The sequence below is a fragment of the Levilactobacillus brevis ATCC 14869 = DSM 20054 genome (genome assembly GCF_001433855.1).
Taxonomy (GTDB): domain Bacteria; phylum Bacillota; class Bacilli; order Lactobacillales; family Lactobacillaceae; genus Levilactobacillus; species Levilactobacillus brevis.
In genome coordinates, this window is the sequence record NZ_AZCP01000006.1 from 114,663 (window position 1) to 130,357 (window position 15,695).

Here is a 15,695-nt window from a genome sequence, read left to right on the forward strand (position 1 = left end):
TAAATAATTCCTTTATTCCTCAACTTCAAGCTTTTGAGAAATGTAAACAGATGACAACGTCACGAAAACGAACGCTTGGATTGCCCCTAAGAAAGCAGAGAATCCTTGCCAAATCATTTCGATTGGTACAGCGACCACCATCGTTGCGATGCCGTGTGAAATTGCCAGCTCCCAGATCAACTTCAATAGCATTTCACCAGAGAAGATAACCCCGAAGATACGAAGGCCCAACGTCAAGAAGTTCGTGAACTCTTCAAAAATACTAATTGGTAGCCAGAACACGAATGGTTTCATGTAATTCGCAAAGTGGGTCTTGTACCCTAACTTGCGGACCCCAGCAAACTGGGCCAGCATCAATGTCATCAATGAGAAAGTCAACGTCACGATTGGATCAGACGTTGGACTTCGGACGATTGTGGCACCGCCGCTGGTAGCCAATTGGATAAATAACCCTAATTGGTTAGACAAGAACAGGAACAAGAACAACGTGAATCCATACAAACCAAACCCGCCAACTTCCTTAGCAGGAATGGAACCCTTCAAAATTCCGTTGGTAAAATCAATCAGCCATTCCAAAAAGTTTTGCCCTTTGGTTGGCTTCATGGCCAAGTTTCTGGAAGTGAAAAAAATAACCGCAACGACCAGCAAGAAAACCACCAAGCCAGAAACAACGTTCGCAGTACTAAAAGTCAGTCCCAGAAATTGGAAGGTCGAAACTGGACCATCATTCACCGAATATCACCTCTTTTCAACACTATATGGACGCAATCCCCAAGGTAATTTCCTCAATAAATCAGGTATTTCCATTAAGAAAAGCGGAATAGCAAACGAAGCGAGTGCTCCATTCAAATACACTGGAAATGATACCACCAATTCACACAAAAAACAAAACAATTTTTCAGGGTCTAAACATTCTAATCGACTTAAAGGGAAGTATCGCCATATCAACAACGAGAACGTTTTCAAATTGTAATTGCGTGCGCAAATTGCCTCATATTTTGTGAACATTGTCAAGCGAAATTTATTTCAGCAAAACAAAGAAGAGATTCGACCCTAAATTGGTCGAATCTCTTTGACGTTTATTTCGTTCCAAATAAGCGGTCCCCGGCATCCCCGAGACCTGGCACAATATAGCCATCTTCATTAAGATGGTCATCTAAAGCGGCTGTATAGATGTCAATATCTGGATGTTTTTCACGGAGGGCTTTAACCCCTTCTGGTGCGGATACCAAACACACAAACTTAATGTTGCTGGCACCGCGCTTCTTCAGGGCATCAATCGCCATAATCGCTGATCCACCCGTTGCTAGCATTGGGTCGACCACGAAGACCTGCCGTTGACCAATATCAGATGGCAATTTAACGAAGTATTCATGTGGTTGAAGCGTTTCTTCATCCCGGTACATCCCAATATGACCAACCTTGGCCGCTGGAATTAATTCGAGAATCCCATCAACCATACCAATTCCTGCTCGTAAAATTGGGACAATAGCCACTTTCTTACCAGCAAGTTCTTTAGCGGTCATCTTAGCCACTGGCGTCTCGATCTTTTTATCTTGCAATGGCATGTCGCGTGAGACCTCGTAAGCCATTAACGTCGAGATTTCATTGACAACTTCACGGAAACTGCGGGTCCCGCAGTCTTTGTTCCGGATAATCGTCAGTTTGTGTTGAATCAACGGGTGGTCAAGTACTTGAAACTTCCCCATGAATAAACGCTCCTTTATGATTTCTTACAATTGTACCATGTATTATCGCTATCAAACTGATTAATTTAAAATGAAAACGTTTTTTTTCACAAATTAATCCAATTGCGACAAAGGATGGGCACTGGTCAGTTCCTTAACCTGTTGCCGAACACCGGCTAAGACCGCTTCATCCTCGGGATTTAAGAGCGTTTTGACAATCAGCTGAGCCACTTCACGTGATTCATCTGCGTTGAACCCACGAGTCGTAATCGCTGGCGTTCCTAAGCGAATACCCGATGTTTTAAATGGACTGAGTGTTTCATTAGGAATCGCTTCTTTATTCGTGGTAATCAAGACACTATCTAATAATTCTTGTGCTTGTTTGCCGTTTAATGCCGTCTGGGATAAATCTAACGTCATTAAGTGATTATCTGTGCCACCAGAAACGACCCGAACTGTTGGTAACTGGCTAAATTCATCAGCCATGGCTTGGGCATTGGTGATAATTTGTTGCGCGTATTCCTTAAAAGCCGGTTGGCTATCTTCAAAGAATGCCGCTGCCTTTCCTGCAATCACATGTTCTAAAGGTCCCCCCTGAGTTCCCGGGAAAACAGCCGAATTGATCTTTTTCGCATTCTCCGCTTGAGAGAGAATCAGACCGCCACGGGGTCCCCGTAACGTCTTATGCGTTGTCGTGGTTACGACATCAGCGATTCCTACTGGACTTGGATGAAGACCAGTCGCCACTAAACCAGCAATATGGGCCATATCCACCATTAAATAAGCCCCGACTTCATCGGCAATGGATCGGAAAGCTTGCCAATCAATCGTCCGTGAATAGGCTGAAGCCCCTGCCACAATCAACTGTGGCTTCACTTTTCGTGCAAGATCCCGAATCATGTCATAATCCAGTAACTCAGTTTCCGGATTCAAGGCATAGCTATAACTGTTGTACAGCTTACCCGAGAAGTTCACCTTGGCCCCGTGGGTCAAATGTCCACCGGCATCCAACCCCATCCCTAAAATCGTGTCTCCAGGTTTGAGGAAAGCCGCATAGACAGCCTGGTTGGCCTGTGATCCAGAGTGAGGTTGAACATTGGCATATTCCGCCCCAAATAATTTTTTTGCTCGATCAATGGCTAGTTGTTCCACCACGTCAATATACTGCGTGCCGCCGTAGTAGCGCTTCCCGGGATACCCTTCGGCGTACTTATTGGTCAACACGGAGCCTTGAGCTGTTCGCACAGCGTGACTAACAATATTTTCTGAGGCAATCAACTCAATGGTTTCCTCTTGACGTTGTTCTTCATCAGCAATAGCGCCCCATAACGCTGGATCTTTTTCTTTAAAATTCAAACGGCGATCCCTCCTAGACTGTAGTTGGTATTATTTTACCAAACTTTCCAGTCAAGTGGGACCGCCGTGCTTACAAATCTTTAATTTGTGAAATGCTGTTGTCCGGCCGACTTATTCAACCGGTTCATGTAGGCCGCGCCTAAGCCCTCAGCCGTGAACCCTTGGGCCAAGATCCCCGTCACGGGTGATTCTAAATCAAAATGCCGTAGCCCAGCAAATAACCGGTGACTCGCACTGGTTAAATCATGACCAAGTGAGAAAGCCTCGACGTTATCTGGTAGGTTGTGGGCCTGTAAAATCCGGTCGGCGGCCATCACACCAATCGTCCCTGACTGTTCGCTAGCCCATTGCAGCGCCGCCGTCCAATCTGCTTCATGGTCCACGATGGTGACCTGCGCATTGGGCGCATAATGTTTGTACTTCATGCCAGGTGCCTTAGGAACTTCAGTTTTGCCCACCTTATGGTGACTGGATTGAACGGTCCCAATCACGGCAGCCAACTGTTCTTCCGTCACACCACCTGGCCGTAAGATCGTGGGAATATCCGTCGACATGTCCAATACCGTCGATTCAACACCGACCTTGGTCGGACCATCGTCCAAAATACCAGCAATTTTGCCATTCAAGTCATGGTATACGTGCTTAGCCAACGTTGGGCTAGGCTTGCCCGAAGTGTTCGCTGACGGTCCAACTAATGGTACTCCGGCTGCCTTAATCAGTGCCAAAGTGGCCGCGTTATCCGGATTACGGAAAGCAGCCGTGTTGAGTCCACCCGTTACCGCAGAAGACAGCTTCCCTGGTTGTAGCGCAAAAATCAAGGTTAACGGGCCTGGCCAAAATGCTTTGATCAGCGCCTCAGCCTTATCTGACAACGGTTGGGCAAATGCCTTTACCGTTTCTTCGCCAGTAACGTGTACAATCAACGGATTGTCGCTTGGCCGGCCTTTGGCTAAGTAGACCTGTTTAACGGCCGCTTCATTGGTTGCATCGGCCCCCAAGCCATAGACGGTCTCCGTTGGAAAGGCCACTAACTGACCTGCCTGAATGGCAGCCGCTGCCTCAGCAATTTGATCAGTGTTAAATATTTTGGTTTCCATCTTATCTCTCAACTCTCCTATCCCTTTGATGTTAAGTGGACATGGATCATGCGATCATGCCCATTAATATCTGATTTAACGGTCACCTGTGCATCTGGTAACGCCTGTTTAAAAATCTGTTTCACTGCCGCGCCCTGATGGTACCCAATTTCGGCAAAAAAGTCGCCGGTTGGTACCAAATACGTCGTCAGAACTTGCGCAAAGCGCTGATAAAACGCTAGTCCATGATCGGCAGCATACAATGCCTGCTCCGGCTCATAACGTTTCACACTGGTATCCATCTCCGGCATTTCAGTACGATCAATGTATGGTGGATTAGACACAATGACGTCAAAGCGCTGACCCGTAACTGGCGCCAATAGATCCCCTGTCGCCCACGTCAGTTGTGCGGTGAGGCGTTGCGCATTCTTTTGCGCAACTGCGATGGCGGCATCCGAAATATCGGTCGCTGTCACCAACCACGTGGGTCGTTCTTTTTTCAAGGTCACGGCAATCGCGCCACTGCCAGTGCCCACATCAATGACCTTAGCAGTGGACTGCTGAACCACCTGTAGCACCCATTCTACCAATTCTTCCGTTTCTGGTCGGGGAATCAAAGTAGCCGGGGTTACCCGAAACTCACGACCATAAAAGGGCGCGTATCCCAGCACGTATTGCGCTGGTTCCCCCGCGCAAACACGAGCAAGTTGCGCCTGGAACGCTTGGGTCTGGGTTGGTGATAGTGCTTCACGGTAATGCTGCACTAACTCCGTAAACCGCCACTGATTACCTTCCAGCATCAGATACTGGGCCAGTTCAGGGTCTTGTCCGGCCATCTGCAACTGCTGCTTAGCAGCTTGCAAGATCGCTAACACCGTTTGCTTAGCCATTATTCTTTAAGTCTTCAAGCTTAGCGGCCTGGTCAGACACAATCAAGGCATCAATAATATCATCTAATTCACCATTCATGATCCGATCCAGCTTGTTCAGTGTCAGCCCAATTCGGTGATCAGTCACCCGGTTTTGTGGATAGTTATACGTCCGGATTCGTTCAGAACGATCCCCTGTCCCCACTGCCGACTTCCGTTCAGCGTTATAGGCACTTTCTTCTTCTTGCTTGTAGTAATCGTAGACCCGCGCCCGCAAAATTTGCATCGCTTTGGCCCGGTTTTGTTGTTGTGACCGTTCGTCTTGCATAGCGACGACAATTCCAGTCGGTAAGTGGGTCATCCGAACTGCTGATGAGGTCTTGTTAATATGTTGTCCACCAGCACCGGAAGACCGGTAAACATCTGTCCGAATATCTTTAGGATCAATATCAATATCCACGTCTTCTTCTTCAGGCATGACACCGACCGTCGCGGTACTGGTATGCACTCGACCCGCTGATTCTGTTACGGGAACTCGTTGAACCCGGTGCGCGCCATTCTCATACTTCAGCTTGGAATAAACTTTATTCCCGGTAATCATCATAACGATTTCCTTAAAGCCGCCCACTTCAGTCGCATTCTCATCAACCACTTCGATTTGCCAGCCCTGACGTTCTGCGTACTTGGAGTACATGCTAAAGAGGTCTGCCGCAAATAAGCTGGCTTCGTCGCCACCAGCAGCCCCATGAATTTCCATGATGATGTTCTTATCATCGTTAGGATCCTTAGGCAACAGTAAAACTTTGATGTCTTCTTCTAAGGCGGCCTTTTGTGCCGTTAACTCCTTTAATTCATCTTTAATCATCGATTCCATATCGGCATCTAACTTGTCACGAAGCATCTCATCATCGTCCGCAATCTGTTGGGTGACATCTTGATACTGATGGTACTTATCGACCGTTTCTCGTAGTTCTCCCTCTTCTTTAGAGAGGGCCATAAAACGCTGCGTATCTGCAATCACTTCTGGATCACTGATTAACTCATTGAGCTCGTCATACCGGTCTGCGACCGCCTGCAGCTTATCAAACATTTCATCCATTTTTTCTTAACCTCGTTTCGTTATTTCCCAATCTGATCCAATGGTGGGTTGAAATAGTGGCGACGACAAACGGGGTAATAGGCTTCATTACCACCAATTTGCACTTGTTCGCCCTCGTACACGGGTTGGTCATTGTGAAAGCGCAAATTCATAATCGCTTTTTTGGTGCAGAACCAGCAAATCGTCTTCATTTCTTCTATTTTATCTGCGTACAACAACAGGTATTTGGAACCTTCGAATAATTCGTTACGAAAATCGTTCTTTAAACCAAACGTCATAACCGGAATCTTCAGCTCATCAACCACCTTGGCCAACTGAAACACATGTGCTTTGGTCAAAAACTGCGCCTCATCAATTAATACGCAGTTCGCTTGGGCATCAATACGTTGAATTTCTTCAAAGAGATCCGTGTCTTGAAAAATAGGATGTGCTTGCCGTTTTAGTCCAATTCGACTGGCGATGTAACCGACCTCATCACGGGTATCTAATCCACTGGTCATGATGATCACTCGCTTATGTTGTTCCTCATAGTTATGGGCGACCTTTAAGATTTCAATGGTCTTCCCGCTATTCATTGCACCATACCGAAAAAATAGCTGCGCCACGTTACTCCCACCTTTTTGACAGTTTCTATCTATTATAGCTGATTGCCCCGGAAAATTCGACCGTCCAACCAGCAAACTTTCTTAGCGATTTGGCAAAGTTCAAGCGCTAGACTCCCCTAATGGCCGAAAAAATGCTAAAATTAAGGCTTGAATATTAAGGAACCCGACATTAAAAAAATTGTCGCAATTAAGGAGCGAAAAGTTCATGTCATTTAGAAGCGGCGTTGCCACCTTCGCGGGGAAATCCTCTTACTGGTTTCTCCATACCTTTCTTCACGGAGGAAGTTCTCTTCCCGGAAAAATTACGTTAAAGCTTGATCCGAATATTTTACGCACACTAGGTGCCAAATACGATGTCATCGTTATTACCGGGACTAACGGTAAGACGCTAACAACGGCTCTGACCGTTTCGGTCCTCCACGAAAAGTACCCGGCCATTTTAACGAACCCCACCGGGTCCAACATGGAACAAGGGATCGTTACCACCTTTTTGAACGCCAAGAACCCCAAGACGGGGCGTCCGTTGGCTGTCTTGGAAGTCGATGAAGCCAACGTAATCAAAGTCACACATTACATTGAACCTAAAGCCTTTGTCTTCACCAATATTTTCCGTGATCAAATGGATCGTTACGGTGAAATCTACACGACCTACCAAAAAATCTTGGACGGAGTGGCTTTGGCCCCTAAAGCAACGATTATTGCCAATGGCGATTCCCCCATTTTCAACTCCAAGGAACTCCCGAACCCAATTCAATACTACGGGTTTGATAATGAACCTGACACTGACATGAAAGCCAAGCCCAATACAGATGGCGTTTTATGCCCCGTCTGTCAGCATATTTTACATTACCACTCCTTGACCTACAGTAACCAAGGAAAGTACTTCTGTCCCAACTGTGGCTTTGCCCGTCCAGAGCTTACTTATCGGTTAACCGCACTGGGCGAACAGACCCCCACTTCATCTCACTTTGATGTTGATGGTCATCCATTCACCATTCAGGTTGGTGGTACCTATAACATCTACAATGCACTGGCAGCATACGCTGTTGGCCGCTTTATGGGCGTGGCTCCGGAACAAATTGCTCACGCCTTTACAGCAAATGAACGGGTCTTCGGTCGGCAGGAAGTCATCAATGTGGGCGACAAACGAGTCACCATTATTTTAGTGAAGAATCCAGTGGGTCTCGATCAGGTCTTACACATGATTGGCACCGATAAAGAACAATTCTCATTTGTCGCCCTGTTGAATGCGAACTACGCGGATGGTATTGATACCAGTTGGATTTGGGACGGCGATTTCGAACAGTTAACGGCGCTTGACATTCCTACGTTCATTACCGGTGGTGAGCGTTATAAAGATATTACCTTCCGCTTAAAGGTGGCCGGCGTCCCCGACGACCAGCACATTGTGGAACCCGATTTGGAAAAAGTCGTCGACCGTATCACGGACTTACCGACGGAACGGGTCTACGTTCTTGCAACTTATACAGCCATGTTACAGTTGCGTAAGATTTTAGCCACCAAAGGCTACATTAAGGAGGGATTTGGCGCATGAGTACTCATTTAACCATTGCTCACCTCTATGGTGATCTGATGAATACGTACGGTGATGCTGGTAATATTTTGGCGCTTAATTACTATGCCAAACAAATGGACGTCACCTTAGATGCTAAAGTTGTCAGTTTAGAAGAAGACTTCAAGGCAGCAGATTACGACATGGTCTTGTTTGGTGGCGGCCAGGACTTTGAACAAACCATCGTGGCCCAAGACATCCAAACTAAAAAAGCTGAATTGATTAAGTTTATCGAAGATGACGGGCCAGTACTAGCCATTTGCGGTGGTTTCCAATTATTGGGTCACTACTACATTGGTGCTAATGGTGAAAAGCTCCCCGGAATTGGTGCCTTAGATCATTACACCCTTGATCAGGATAATAACCGATTTATCGGTGATATTGAAATTAAGAATGCCGAAACTGGTGAAATTTACCATGGCTTTGAGAATCATCAAGGCCGGACTTTCTTGGGCAAGGGTGAACGACCATTAGGAAACGTGATCACGGGTAAGGGCAATAACGGTGAAGACGGTACCGAAGGCGCTATTTACAAGAACGTCTATTGTTCTTACTTCCATGGCCCCATCTTGACACGCAACGGTGAGATTGCCAAACACCTGTTGTTAGCAGCGCTTCGCCGAAAATACCCAGAGGCTGATTTCACAACCCAAGCCGCACTTCCAATCCCGGCAACTTTCTAAAGATATAAAAAACGATGTGTCCACCCTACTCGTGGAGACATCGTTTTTAATCGGTTTATTGTCGACTTTTCTCAGCTAAATAAGTGCTAATCACCGCATTTCGTTGATCCAAATAAGGCTCGTTAGGTGCTATCGGATGCACACGATTCGTTAAGAAAACCATGGCTTGTTGCATCAGTGGGTCAATGACCAGATACGTTCCCGTAAAGCCCGAATGCCAAATGACTCGGTGAGCAGTTGGCCACTGCGCTGTGGTTAATGCCCAGCCCAATGAGCGACCAGCCTGGTGGGTCGGTGTCCAATCGCTCAGTAAGTGGTGAACCCACTGCGGCGGCAAGACCGTTGCGGCCGCTTCTGGTCGTAAGTAGGCCTGACAAAATCGGGTCAAATCGGCAACGGTACTAAACAGCCCCGCTGACCCACACCGGCGTTGTAGCACCAACCCTTTGGGATCATGAACCATCCCACGAATCACGCCCCGCTCAGCTGTTATTGCTGTTGGAACACACTGTTCAGCATTGGTTGGTGTAAACGTGCTGTGCTGCATGCCCAAAGGCGTCAAAACTCGTTGCTGGGCAACCGCTTGAATGGGTTGTTGGAGAATCTGCTCGACAATCCAGCCTAAAAAAATATAGTTCACATCGGCGTAAACCATCTGCCGATTGAATGTGGGACCAACGTGTAACTGCAATAAAGCCGCCGTTAATTCCGGGGCAGCTAACTGATCGCGATGGGGAATATACCCAGTGATCCCGGAGGTATGGGTTAATAGATGCTGAATGGTGACGCGTGAATCTTGCCATTGGGGTAACCAATCAGACACCGAATCTGTCAAATGTAGCCGTCCTTGTGCTAACAACTGTAAGACGACACTCAAGGTTCCCACCACTTTGGTTAGGGACGCTACATCGTATAACATTCCGGGACGTAATGGCTCCGCTTGGGGCACCAATGCTGCCTGACCGATGACCCCCGTTTCTACACGATCACCATCAATAAAGCTATAGCTGACGCCCGGAACCACGCCGTCCGTTACTAGCCGGTGCAACGCCAGTTTTGTTTGTGGATAAGTCACGCCCTCACCCCTTTCTACTTGTCACCCATTGTACCCATCTTTCTTGCCCCCATGCAACTCGCGAGATTAAAAAAGATTAGCCATCACGTCATCCGCGATCAAGGCTAATCTTTTTATTTTATGCTAAGTTGTTTCCAGAGAATTGACTGTTGTACAAATCAGCGTAGAACCCATTTGCAGCTAACAAGCTATCATGATTCCCCGTCTCAACGATGTGCCCATGGTTCATGACCACAATATTTTCAGCATTTTGAATGGTTGATAAGCGGTGTGCGACAACAAAGCTTGTCCGACCCGCTAATAAGCGTTGCATCGCGTGCTGAATCAGCATTTCCGTCCGCGTATCAACTGAACTAGTCGCCTCATCCAAAATTAAAACATCTGGATCGGCCACAAATGCCCGTGCAATGGTTAATAACTGTCGTTGTCCTTGTGAAATATTGGTTGCTGCTTCATTCAAGACCGTCTCATAACCTTCTGGTAATTGACGAATGAACGTATCGGCATGGGCGGCCTTGGCTGCCGCATAAACCTCATCATCCGTTGCATCTTCTCGACCATACTTAATATTGTCAAAGATACTCCCCGTGAAGAGCCATGTATCTTGTAAGACCATGGCAAAGTGACGCCGTAATTCCGGTCGACTAACCGACTGCGTATTTTGACCCCGATATTTAATTTCCCCAGAACGAACATCATAGAAGCGCTCCAGTAAATTAATAATCGTCGTCTTTCCGGCACCAGTTGGCCCGACAATGGCCACCATCTCGCCCGGTTTAACTTTCAAGTTAAAGTCTGCAATCAGCGGATTAGCTGGAACGTACTGGAAAGCTACATCGTTGAACTCAATCACATTGCCATTGGCCGCAGTGGCTTCTGGTAGGGTTCCCGTAGCTTCCGTCGACATATCCGTTTCATCCAGCACCGCGAAAATCCGCTCGGCTGATGCAATGGTGGCTTGGATCGTATTGGTCAAGTTAGCCATTTGCGTAATCGGTTGTGAAAACTGGTTGGTATACTGCAAGAACGCTTGCACGTTCCCCAAGCTAACCGTCCCGTTAGCAACTTGAATCCCACCGATAACTGCTACAGCTAAATAATCCAAGTTTTTAACAAAGTTCATCAACGGAAAAATTAAGCTAGAAACAAACTGTGCTTTCCAAGCAGAACGGTAGTATTTGTTGTTATGCTCTTCAAACTCTGCTTGAGCCTCGGCCTCTTGATTAAACGTCTTCACAACTGTATGTCCAGCATAAGTTTCTTCGACTGTGTCATTTAACAAGCCTAGGTTCTTCTGTTGACTGGCAAAGAATCGCTGAGATCTAGGCGCTACGATCATGACAACAACCAGACTCAAAGGCACTGAAATCAAGGCCACCAACGTTAACCAGCCGCTAATGGTGAGCATCATATAGAGCACACCGAAGAACGTCAGAACACTGGTTACCATTTGTGAGAGCGTCTGCTGCAGCGTCCCACCAATGTTATCCATATCATTCGCCATCCGTGACATCAAGTCACCGTTGCTATGTGTATCATAATAACTGATCGGTAGACGCTGCATCTTTTGTTTCAAATCTCGCCGTAGTCGGTAAACGACTCGCTGCGAGATCCAGCTCATAATCAGCTGTTGCACAATCCCGAAGATTGCCGCACCAGCATACATCACGCCAACCACCACTAAGATATGACCAATCTTGCCAAAATCAATTGGTAGACTGTGAATCCCAATGCCGGCCTTCAATTGCGCCTGACCTTTCATCACACCTTTAAAGAGTTCAGTCGTAGCCTGGCCCAAAATTTTAGGCGTTCTAATCTGTAAAACAACCGAGACAATCGCAAAAATTAACACGACAAAAATCCCAGGAAGCCAGCGCTTCATGTACCGAAATAACCGACCCGTCGTTTTCCAAAAGTTCTGTGGCCGCTGTTTAGTTGCGGACCCACGTCCATTACGCATCGACAGCATCCCCCTTTCGGATTTGCGAATCAAGAATTTCTTGATAAGTCTTGTTGGTGGCCTTTAATTCATCGTGCGTACCTTGACCCACAATCTTCCCACCATCAATCACCAAAATCAGATCGGCATCGGCAACCGTAGACACCCGTTGCGCCACGATAACGGTCACACCAGCCTGAACTTGCTCGTCTTGGCGCAATTGTTGTCGTAGTAAGGCATCCGTCTTAAAGTCCAGTGCTGAGAATGAATCATCGAAAATATAAACACTCGCGCGCTTTAAAATCGTTCGTGCAATCACCAGCCGTTGTCGCTGACCACCAGAGAAGTTATCCCCATTTTGCTCAACAACCGCGTCTAAGCCGCCCTCTTCTTTAACAAAGTCACTCGCCTGAGCAACATCTAGAGCATGCCATATTTGACTGTCACTGGCATCTTGCATGCCATAAACCATATTGCTACGAATCGTCCCTGAAAACAGTACGGCTTTTTGCTGGGTAATTGACACCGCCGCATGCAAGGCCTGTTGACTCATTGCTGTTAGGGCAGTGCCGTTTAGCTTAATTTGACCGCTCTCTGGATCAAACAACCGAGGAATCAGGTTCACCAGTGTTGATTTACCGGAACCCGTCCCCCCAATAATCGCCACCGTTTGTCCAGCCGTCGCCTGAAAATTAACGTCTGCTAGCGCCAACTTTTCGGCGCCTGTATAGCGGAAATTGACATGGTCAAAAACCAAACTAGCTGCTTGATCCTTAACTGTCACGGGTTGATCTGGATCATTAATCTTAGACTTCAAGTCCATCACTTCATTGATTCGGGCAGCTGAAGCCTGGGCCCGGGGAACAAAGACGAAGACCATCGAAACCATCATAAAACTAATCAATAATTGTGTGGCGTAAGTCATAAAGGCCACTAGGTTCCCAACCTCCATAGATTGGTTGCCAATCAATTGCCCCCCATACCAAACGATCCCAATATTTGTTCCGCTCACAATCAACGTAATAATTGGGAACATCAATGATACAATCATGAAAACCTTAATCCCAGTTTTCGTGTAATCTTGGTTGGCTCCTTCAAAACGATCCTGTTCGAACTGATCTTGGTTAAACGCCCGAATGACCCGCACCCCCGTCAGTCCTTCACGAAAGACCAAGTTGATGCGATCAATCTTCTTTTGCAGACTCTTAAAGAGTGGTACCGCAAAATACATCACTAATCCCGTAAACAAGGCCAAAACTGGTAATGCCACTAAGAAGACCATTGTCAGCCGCGGACTCTTAACATAGGCCAAGACCCCCGCACCAACTAGCATGATCGGCGCCATTAACATCATCCGTAACATTTGAACCATAACATTTTGAATCTGGACCACATCATTAGTCGTCCGGGTAATTAGTGACGCATTACCGACGGTTTCAAATTCTTCCGTTGATGCATAAGTAACTTTCTTAAAAATAGCACTGCGGATTCGTTGTCCCATCTTTTGGGATTGAGTGGCAGCAAAATAGACATTCCCTGCCGCTCCCAGAACACCAATGAAACTTAAAAGGAGCATTTTGCCCCCTGTTCGCCAGATGTAACCAATATCGTTATTCGCAATTCCCTTGTCAATGATATTTGAGGTTAGCGTTGGTAACGATAGGTCACAGGCAACTTGAATAATCATAAAACCCACAGCAAGGACTACTGCCCACCAGTCCAAGTGTTTTCGGGCAAGTCGCATCATTAGAAATTTGGCCTTCTTTCTTTGCATTACTCTATGAAACATCAAAAAAGCATATGCGATAATTATACTCGCCTATTGACCGTTTGCAATAAAGGATTACCGTTCTATCTTACTGGCAAACCAGCAAATATTTGTTACAATGTAGACACCGAAGGGAGAAAGAGAACTGTGGCGAGTAACTCGGATTCAATCTATAACGTCTTAACCTACATTCATCGGCATCAAGACCGCGTACGTTTTATTCGTCAACGCAACAGCAATGTCATTGCGATTGGCGTTCCGGATACGGTTCCTGTAGCTAATCCGGAAATTTACTTTCCGGTGGGTCACCTGCTAGTCAACCGGATGGACAATGATTTTCTCGCGAAGCATGGTGAGCTACTGAATGACTTCTTCGCCCGTACTAATAGCTCTAAGCTTGACTATCAAGAAGTCTGGATCACAACCAGCTACATTAAAAATGCCCAAACGTATTTGGTTGAACTGTCATTTGAATAAAAAATCGCCATTCACTGACTCGTGAGTGGCGATTTTTTTATTCAACTTAACTGAACAATCCTCGCGAGATCCAAAGACCCCCGCCGACAACCAAAACCGCAACAATCAAAAAACGAAAGATTGCCGCAAAGGCCACTAAGACAATCGCACCGATGATTAACGTGCCCACTAGGCCTAATAGCCAACCGGCCAGGCCAAAGACCAATCGTAAAAGTGGAAATAACAGTAATAGTAGTAAAAGTAATAAAATCACGGATGAATGCCCCCCGTTAAACCAGTCTATTTGATTAGCAGCTATTCTACCGCATTTTTATTAAAAACGCACCTGCCGTTACTCCAAAGTAATTTGTTGGCGTCCCATCTTTTTCGAACGATACAAATGAGAGTCAACCCGTTTATAGAAATCCAAGGGGTTGTGATCCGTACGATGCAAACTCGAAACGCCCACTGAGATGGTAACGTTGAGTTCCACATCATTATACGGAATTCGCAGGGCTTTCACCCGATCAAAGAACTCCTGCACCAACGGTTGCGCTTGGGCCACAGTGTAGCCTGGAAAAATCACGTTAAACTCTTCGCCACCGGTTCGGTACAACACAATCTGCTCATCTTTTTCTTTTAATACATCAACAACCGTACTGGAAACTTGCTTCAACACTTCATCACCAGCCAAATGGCCATACGTATCATTCACACATTTGAAGTGATCGATATCAAACATTGCCATTGTTAGATTGTTGTGCCGGATGAGGCTTCGACTAAAATGATAGCTAATAGCGCGATCATACGCCGCGTAATTTTGTACATGGGTTAACGCATCCCAATTAGCAGACTGAAATAGTCGATCTTTAATGCGCCGATCCTTATCCTGAATCTTAAAGTACCCGTACATCAAAGTTGCCAAAAAGGCATAATCCGCAATTTCAATCCAATAAGTTACCCAAGGCAAGTGAAAGCGCATCTTGACTAAAAACCAGAGGACCATTCCAAAACTAAGTGCCACTAGAATATAGCGGGGATACGGCCAACGCCACAAATGAACGCTGTGTTGATAAGCGACCACGTAAAAGCCTACAAAAACCAACGTGAATACCCAGGATAATGGGGCAGTTACATTTCCATTCATTAACATGAACCCAATAGCGACTACAAAAACTAACCAATATGGAATTTTAAGTTGTAGGAAATAAGCAACAAACAAAAGTAGGAGCAATTGAAAATTAACAAAGGTCCATCCTAGATGGCTATCTTGAACCAACAATTGCAGTGCAAATACCGAGATAATCGCACAAATCGTTCCAACTGCAATTTGAACCTTCTGCACGTTAACTGGCTTACTTTGTGATTCGGCTTTAGTCGTCGCCCAAGTGAAAATTGACCAATAAAGGGTAATTACCCCAAGTACAAAGAAAATACTCGTGATAATTGGGGGAACTAGCCACATTGTCCATGACATTACATCATTCTCCTTGGAAATTAATTAGGTT

Annotated in this window: 15 protein-coding genes; 3 read left to right on the plus strand and 12 right to left on the minus strand. The window is 46.2% G+C overall.

Features of this window, described 5'->3' with window-relative positions:
* Positions 1–12 precede the first annotated feature (12 nt).
* The 7 genes from atpB to FC61_RS11335 form a co-directional block, all read right to left on the minus strand.
* Positions 13–732 (minus strand): F0F1 ATP synthase subunit A, encoded by a 720-nt coding sequence (gene atpB / locus FC61_RS11305; protein WP_011668154.1) that lies wholly within the window; start codon positions 730–732, stop codon positions 13–15.
* Positions 733–1,079: 347 nt separating this feature from the next.
* A complete protein-coding gene (upp, locus tag FC61_RS11310) occupies positions 1,080–1,709 on the minus strand; it encodes a uracil phosphoribosyltransferase (RefSeq protein ID WP_021742844.1) in 630 nt (209 codons plus the stop codon).
* A gap of 93 nt (positions 1,710–1,802) precedes the next feature.
* Positions 1,803–3,044, minus strand: coding sequence for a serine hydroxymethyltransferase (gene glyA / locus FC61_RS11315; protein ID WP_021742843.1), 1,242 nt, complete (start codon positions 3,042–3,044; stop codon positions 1,803–1,805).
* A gap of 80 nt (positions 3,045–3,124) precedes the next feature.
* Positions 3,125–4,141, minus strand: coding sequence for an L-threonylcarbamoyladenylate synthase (locus tag FC61_RS11320; protein WP_021742842.1), 1,017 nt, complete (start codon positions 4,139–4,141; stop codon positions 3,125–3,127).
* 17 nt (positions 4,142–4,158) lie between these two features.
* Complete coding sequence (gene prmC, locus FC61_RS11325) at positions 4,159–5,010, minus strand: peptide chain release factor N(5)-glutamine methyltransferase (RefSeq protein ID WP_021742841.1); 852 nt, start codon at positions 5,008–5,010, stop codon at positions 4,159–4,161.
* Positions 5,003–6,088, minus strand: coding sequence for a peptide chain release factor 1 (gene prfA, locus FC61_RS11330; RefSeq protein WP_021742840.1), 1,086 nt, complete (start codon positions 6,086–6,088; stop codon positions 5,003–5,005). The genes prmC and prfA overlap by 8 nt, the downstream gene beginning before the upstream one ends.
* 20 nt (positions 6,089–6,108) lie before the next feature.
* Complete coding sequence (locus FC61_RS11335) at positions 6,109–6,693, minus strand: thymidine kinase (RefSeq protein ID WP_011668160.1); 585 nt, start codon at positions 6,691–6,693, stop codon at positions 6,109–6,111.
* A 205-nt stretch (positions 6,694–6,898) separates the two neighbouring features.
* Between FC61_RS11335 and FC61_RS11340 the strand changes: the two genes are divergently transcribed.
* Together FC61_RS11340 and FC61_RS11345 are read left to right on the plus strand one after the other, a co-directional pair.
* The gene (locus tag FC61_RS11340) at positions 6,899–8,248 is read left to right on the plus strand and encodes a Mur ligase family protein (protein ID WP_011668161.1); all 1,350 of its coding nucleotides are present in this window, start codon (positions 6,899–6,901) and stop codon (positions 8,246–8,248) included.
* A complete protein-coding gene (locus FC61_RS11345; RefSeq protein WP_021742839.1) occupies positions 8,245–8,949 on the plus strand; it encodes a type 1 glutamine amidotransferase in 705 nt (234 codons plus the stop codon). Before FC61_RS11340 ends, FC61_RS11345 begins: the two co-directional genes overlap by 4 nt.
* A 55-nt stretch (positions 8,950–9,004) precedes the next feature.
* Here FC61_RS11345 and FC61_RS11350 read toward each other — a convergent pair whose 3' ends face one another.
* The 3 genes from FC61_RS11350 to FC61_RS11360 form a co-directional block, all read right to left on the minus strand.
* Positions 9,005–10,024 carry a serine hydrolase domain-containing protein gene (locus FC61_RS11350; RefSeq protein ID WP_042516662.1) on the minus strand — a complete coding sequence of 340 codons (1,020 nt, stop codon included), beginning with the start codon at positions 10,022–10,024 and terminating at the stop codon, positions 9,005–9,007.
* 118 nt (positions 10,025–10,142) lie between these two features.
* Entirely contained in the window at positions 10,143–11,984 is a 1,842-nt protein-coding gene (locus FC61_RS11355) for an ABC transporter ATP-binding protein (RefSeq protein WP_021741887.1), read from the minus strand.
* Positions 11,977–13,710 carry an ABC transporter ATP-binding protein gene (locus tag FC61_RS11360; RefSeq protein ID WP_011667976.1) on the minus strand — a complete coding sequence of 578 codons (1,734 nt, stop codon included), beginning with the start codon at positions 13,708–13,710 and terminating at the stop codon, positions 11,977–11,979. Before FC61_RS11360 ends, FC61_RS11355 begins: the two co-directional genes overlap by 8 nt.
* 168 nt (positions 13,711–13,878) lie before the next feature.
* On the opposite strand from FC61_RS11360, the gene FC61_RS11365 reads away from it, so the two are divergent.
* On the plus strand, positions 13,879–14,208 hold the full coding sequence (locus FC61_RS11365; protein WP_011667977.1) for a hypothetical protein: 330 nt from the start codon (positions 13,879–13,881) through the stop codon (positions 14,206–14,208).
* 46 nt (positions 14,209–14,254) lie between these two features.
* Here the strand turns inward: FC61_RS11365 and FC61_RS11370 are convergent, their stop codons facing one another.
* Positions 14,255–14,461 (minus strand): hypothetical protein, encoded by a 207-nt coding sequence (locus FC61_RS11370; protein ID WP_011667978.1) that lies wholly within the window; start codon positions 14,459–14,461, stop codon positions 14,255–14,257.
* A 78-nt stretch (positions 14,462–14,539) separates the two neighbouring features.
* Positions 14,540–15,664: a GGDEF domain-containing protein gene (locus tag FC61_RS11375; protein WP_035464631.1), complete on the minus strand. Its 1,125-nt coding sequence runs from the start codon at positions 15,662–15,664 to the stop codon at positions 14,540–14,542.
* Positions 15,665–15,695: the final 31 nt, after the last annotated feature.

Bases quoted from the DNA above. Each gene is read 5' to 3' on its own strand.
- upp (WP_021742844.1), bottom strand. From the start codon at position 1,709: ATGGGGAAGTTTCAAGTACTTGACCACCCGTTGATTCAACACAAACTG.
- FC61_RS11320 (WP_021742842.1), bottom strand. From the start codon at position 4,141: ATGGAAACCAAAATATTTAACACTGATCAAATTGCTGAGGCAGCGGCT.
- prmC (WP_021742841.1), bottom strand. From the start codon at position 5,010: ATGGCTAAGCAAACGGTGTTAGCGATCTTGCAAGCTGCTAAGCAGCAG.
- prfA (WP_021742840.1), bottom strand. From the start codon at position 6,088: ATGGATGAAATGTTTGATAAGCTGCAGGCGGTCGCAGACCGGTATGAC.
- FC61_RS11340 (WP_011668161.1), top strand. From the start codon at position 6,899: ATGTCATTTAGAAGCGGCGTTGCCACCTTCGCGGGGAAATCCTCTTAC.
- FC61_RS11345 (WP_021742839.1), top strand. From the start codon at position 8,245: ATGAGTACTCATTTAACCATTGCTCACCTCTATGGTGATCTGATGAAT.
- FC61_RS11355 (WP_021741887.1), bottom strand. From the start codon at position 11,984: ATGCGTAATGGACGTGGGTCCGCAACTAAACAGCGGCCACAGAACTTT.
- FC61_RS11360 (WP_011667976.1), bottom strand. From the start codon at position 13,710: ATGATGCGACTTGCCCGAAAACACTTGGACTGGTGGGCAGTAGTCCTT.
- FC61_RS11375 (WP_035464631.1), bottom strand. From the start codon at position 15,664: ATGTCATGGACAATGTGGCTAGTTCCCCCAATTATCACGAGTATTTTC.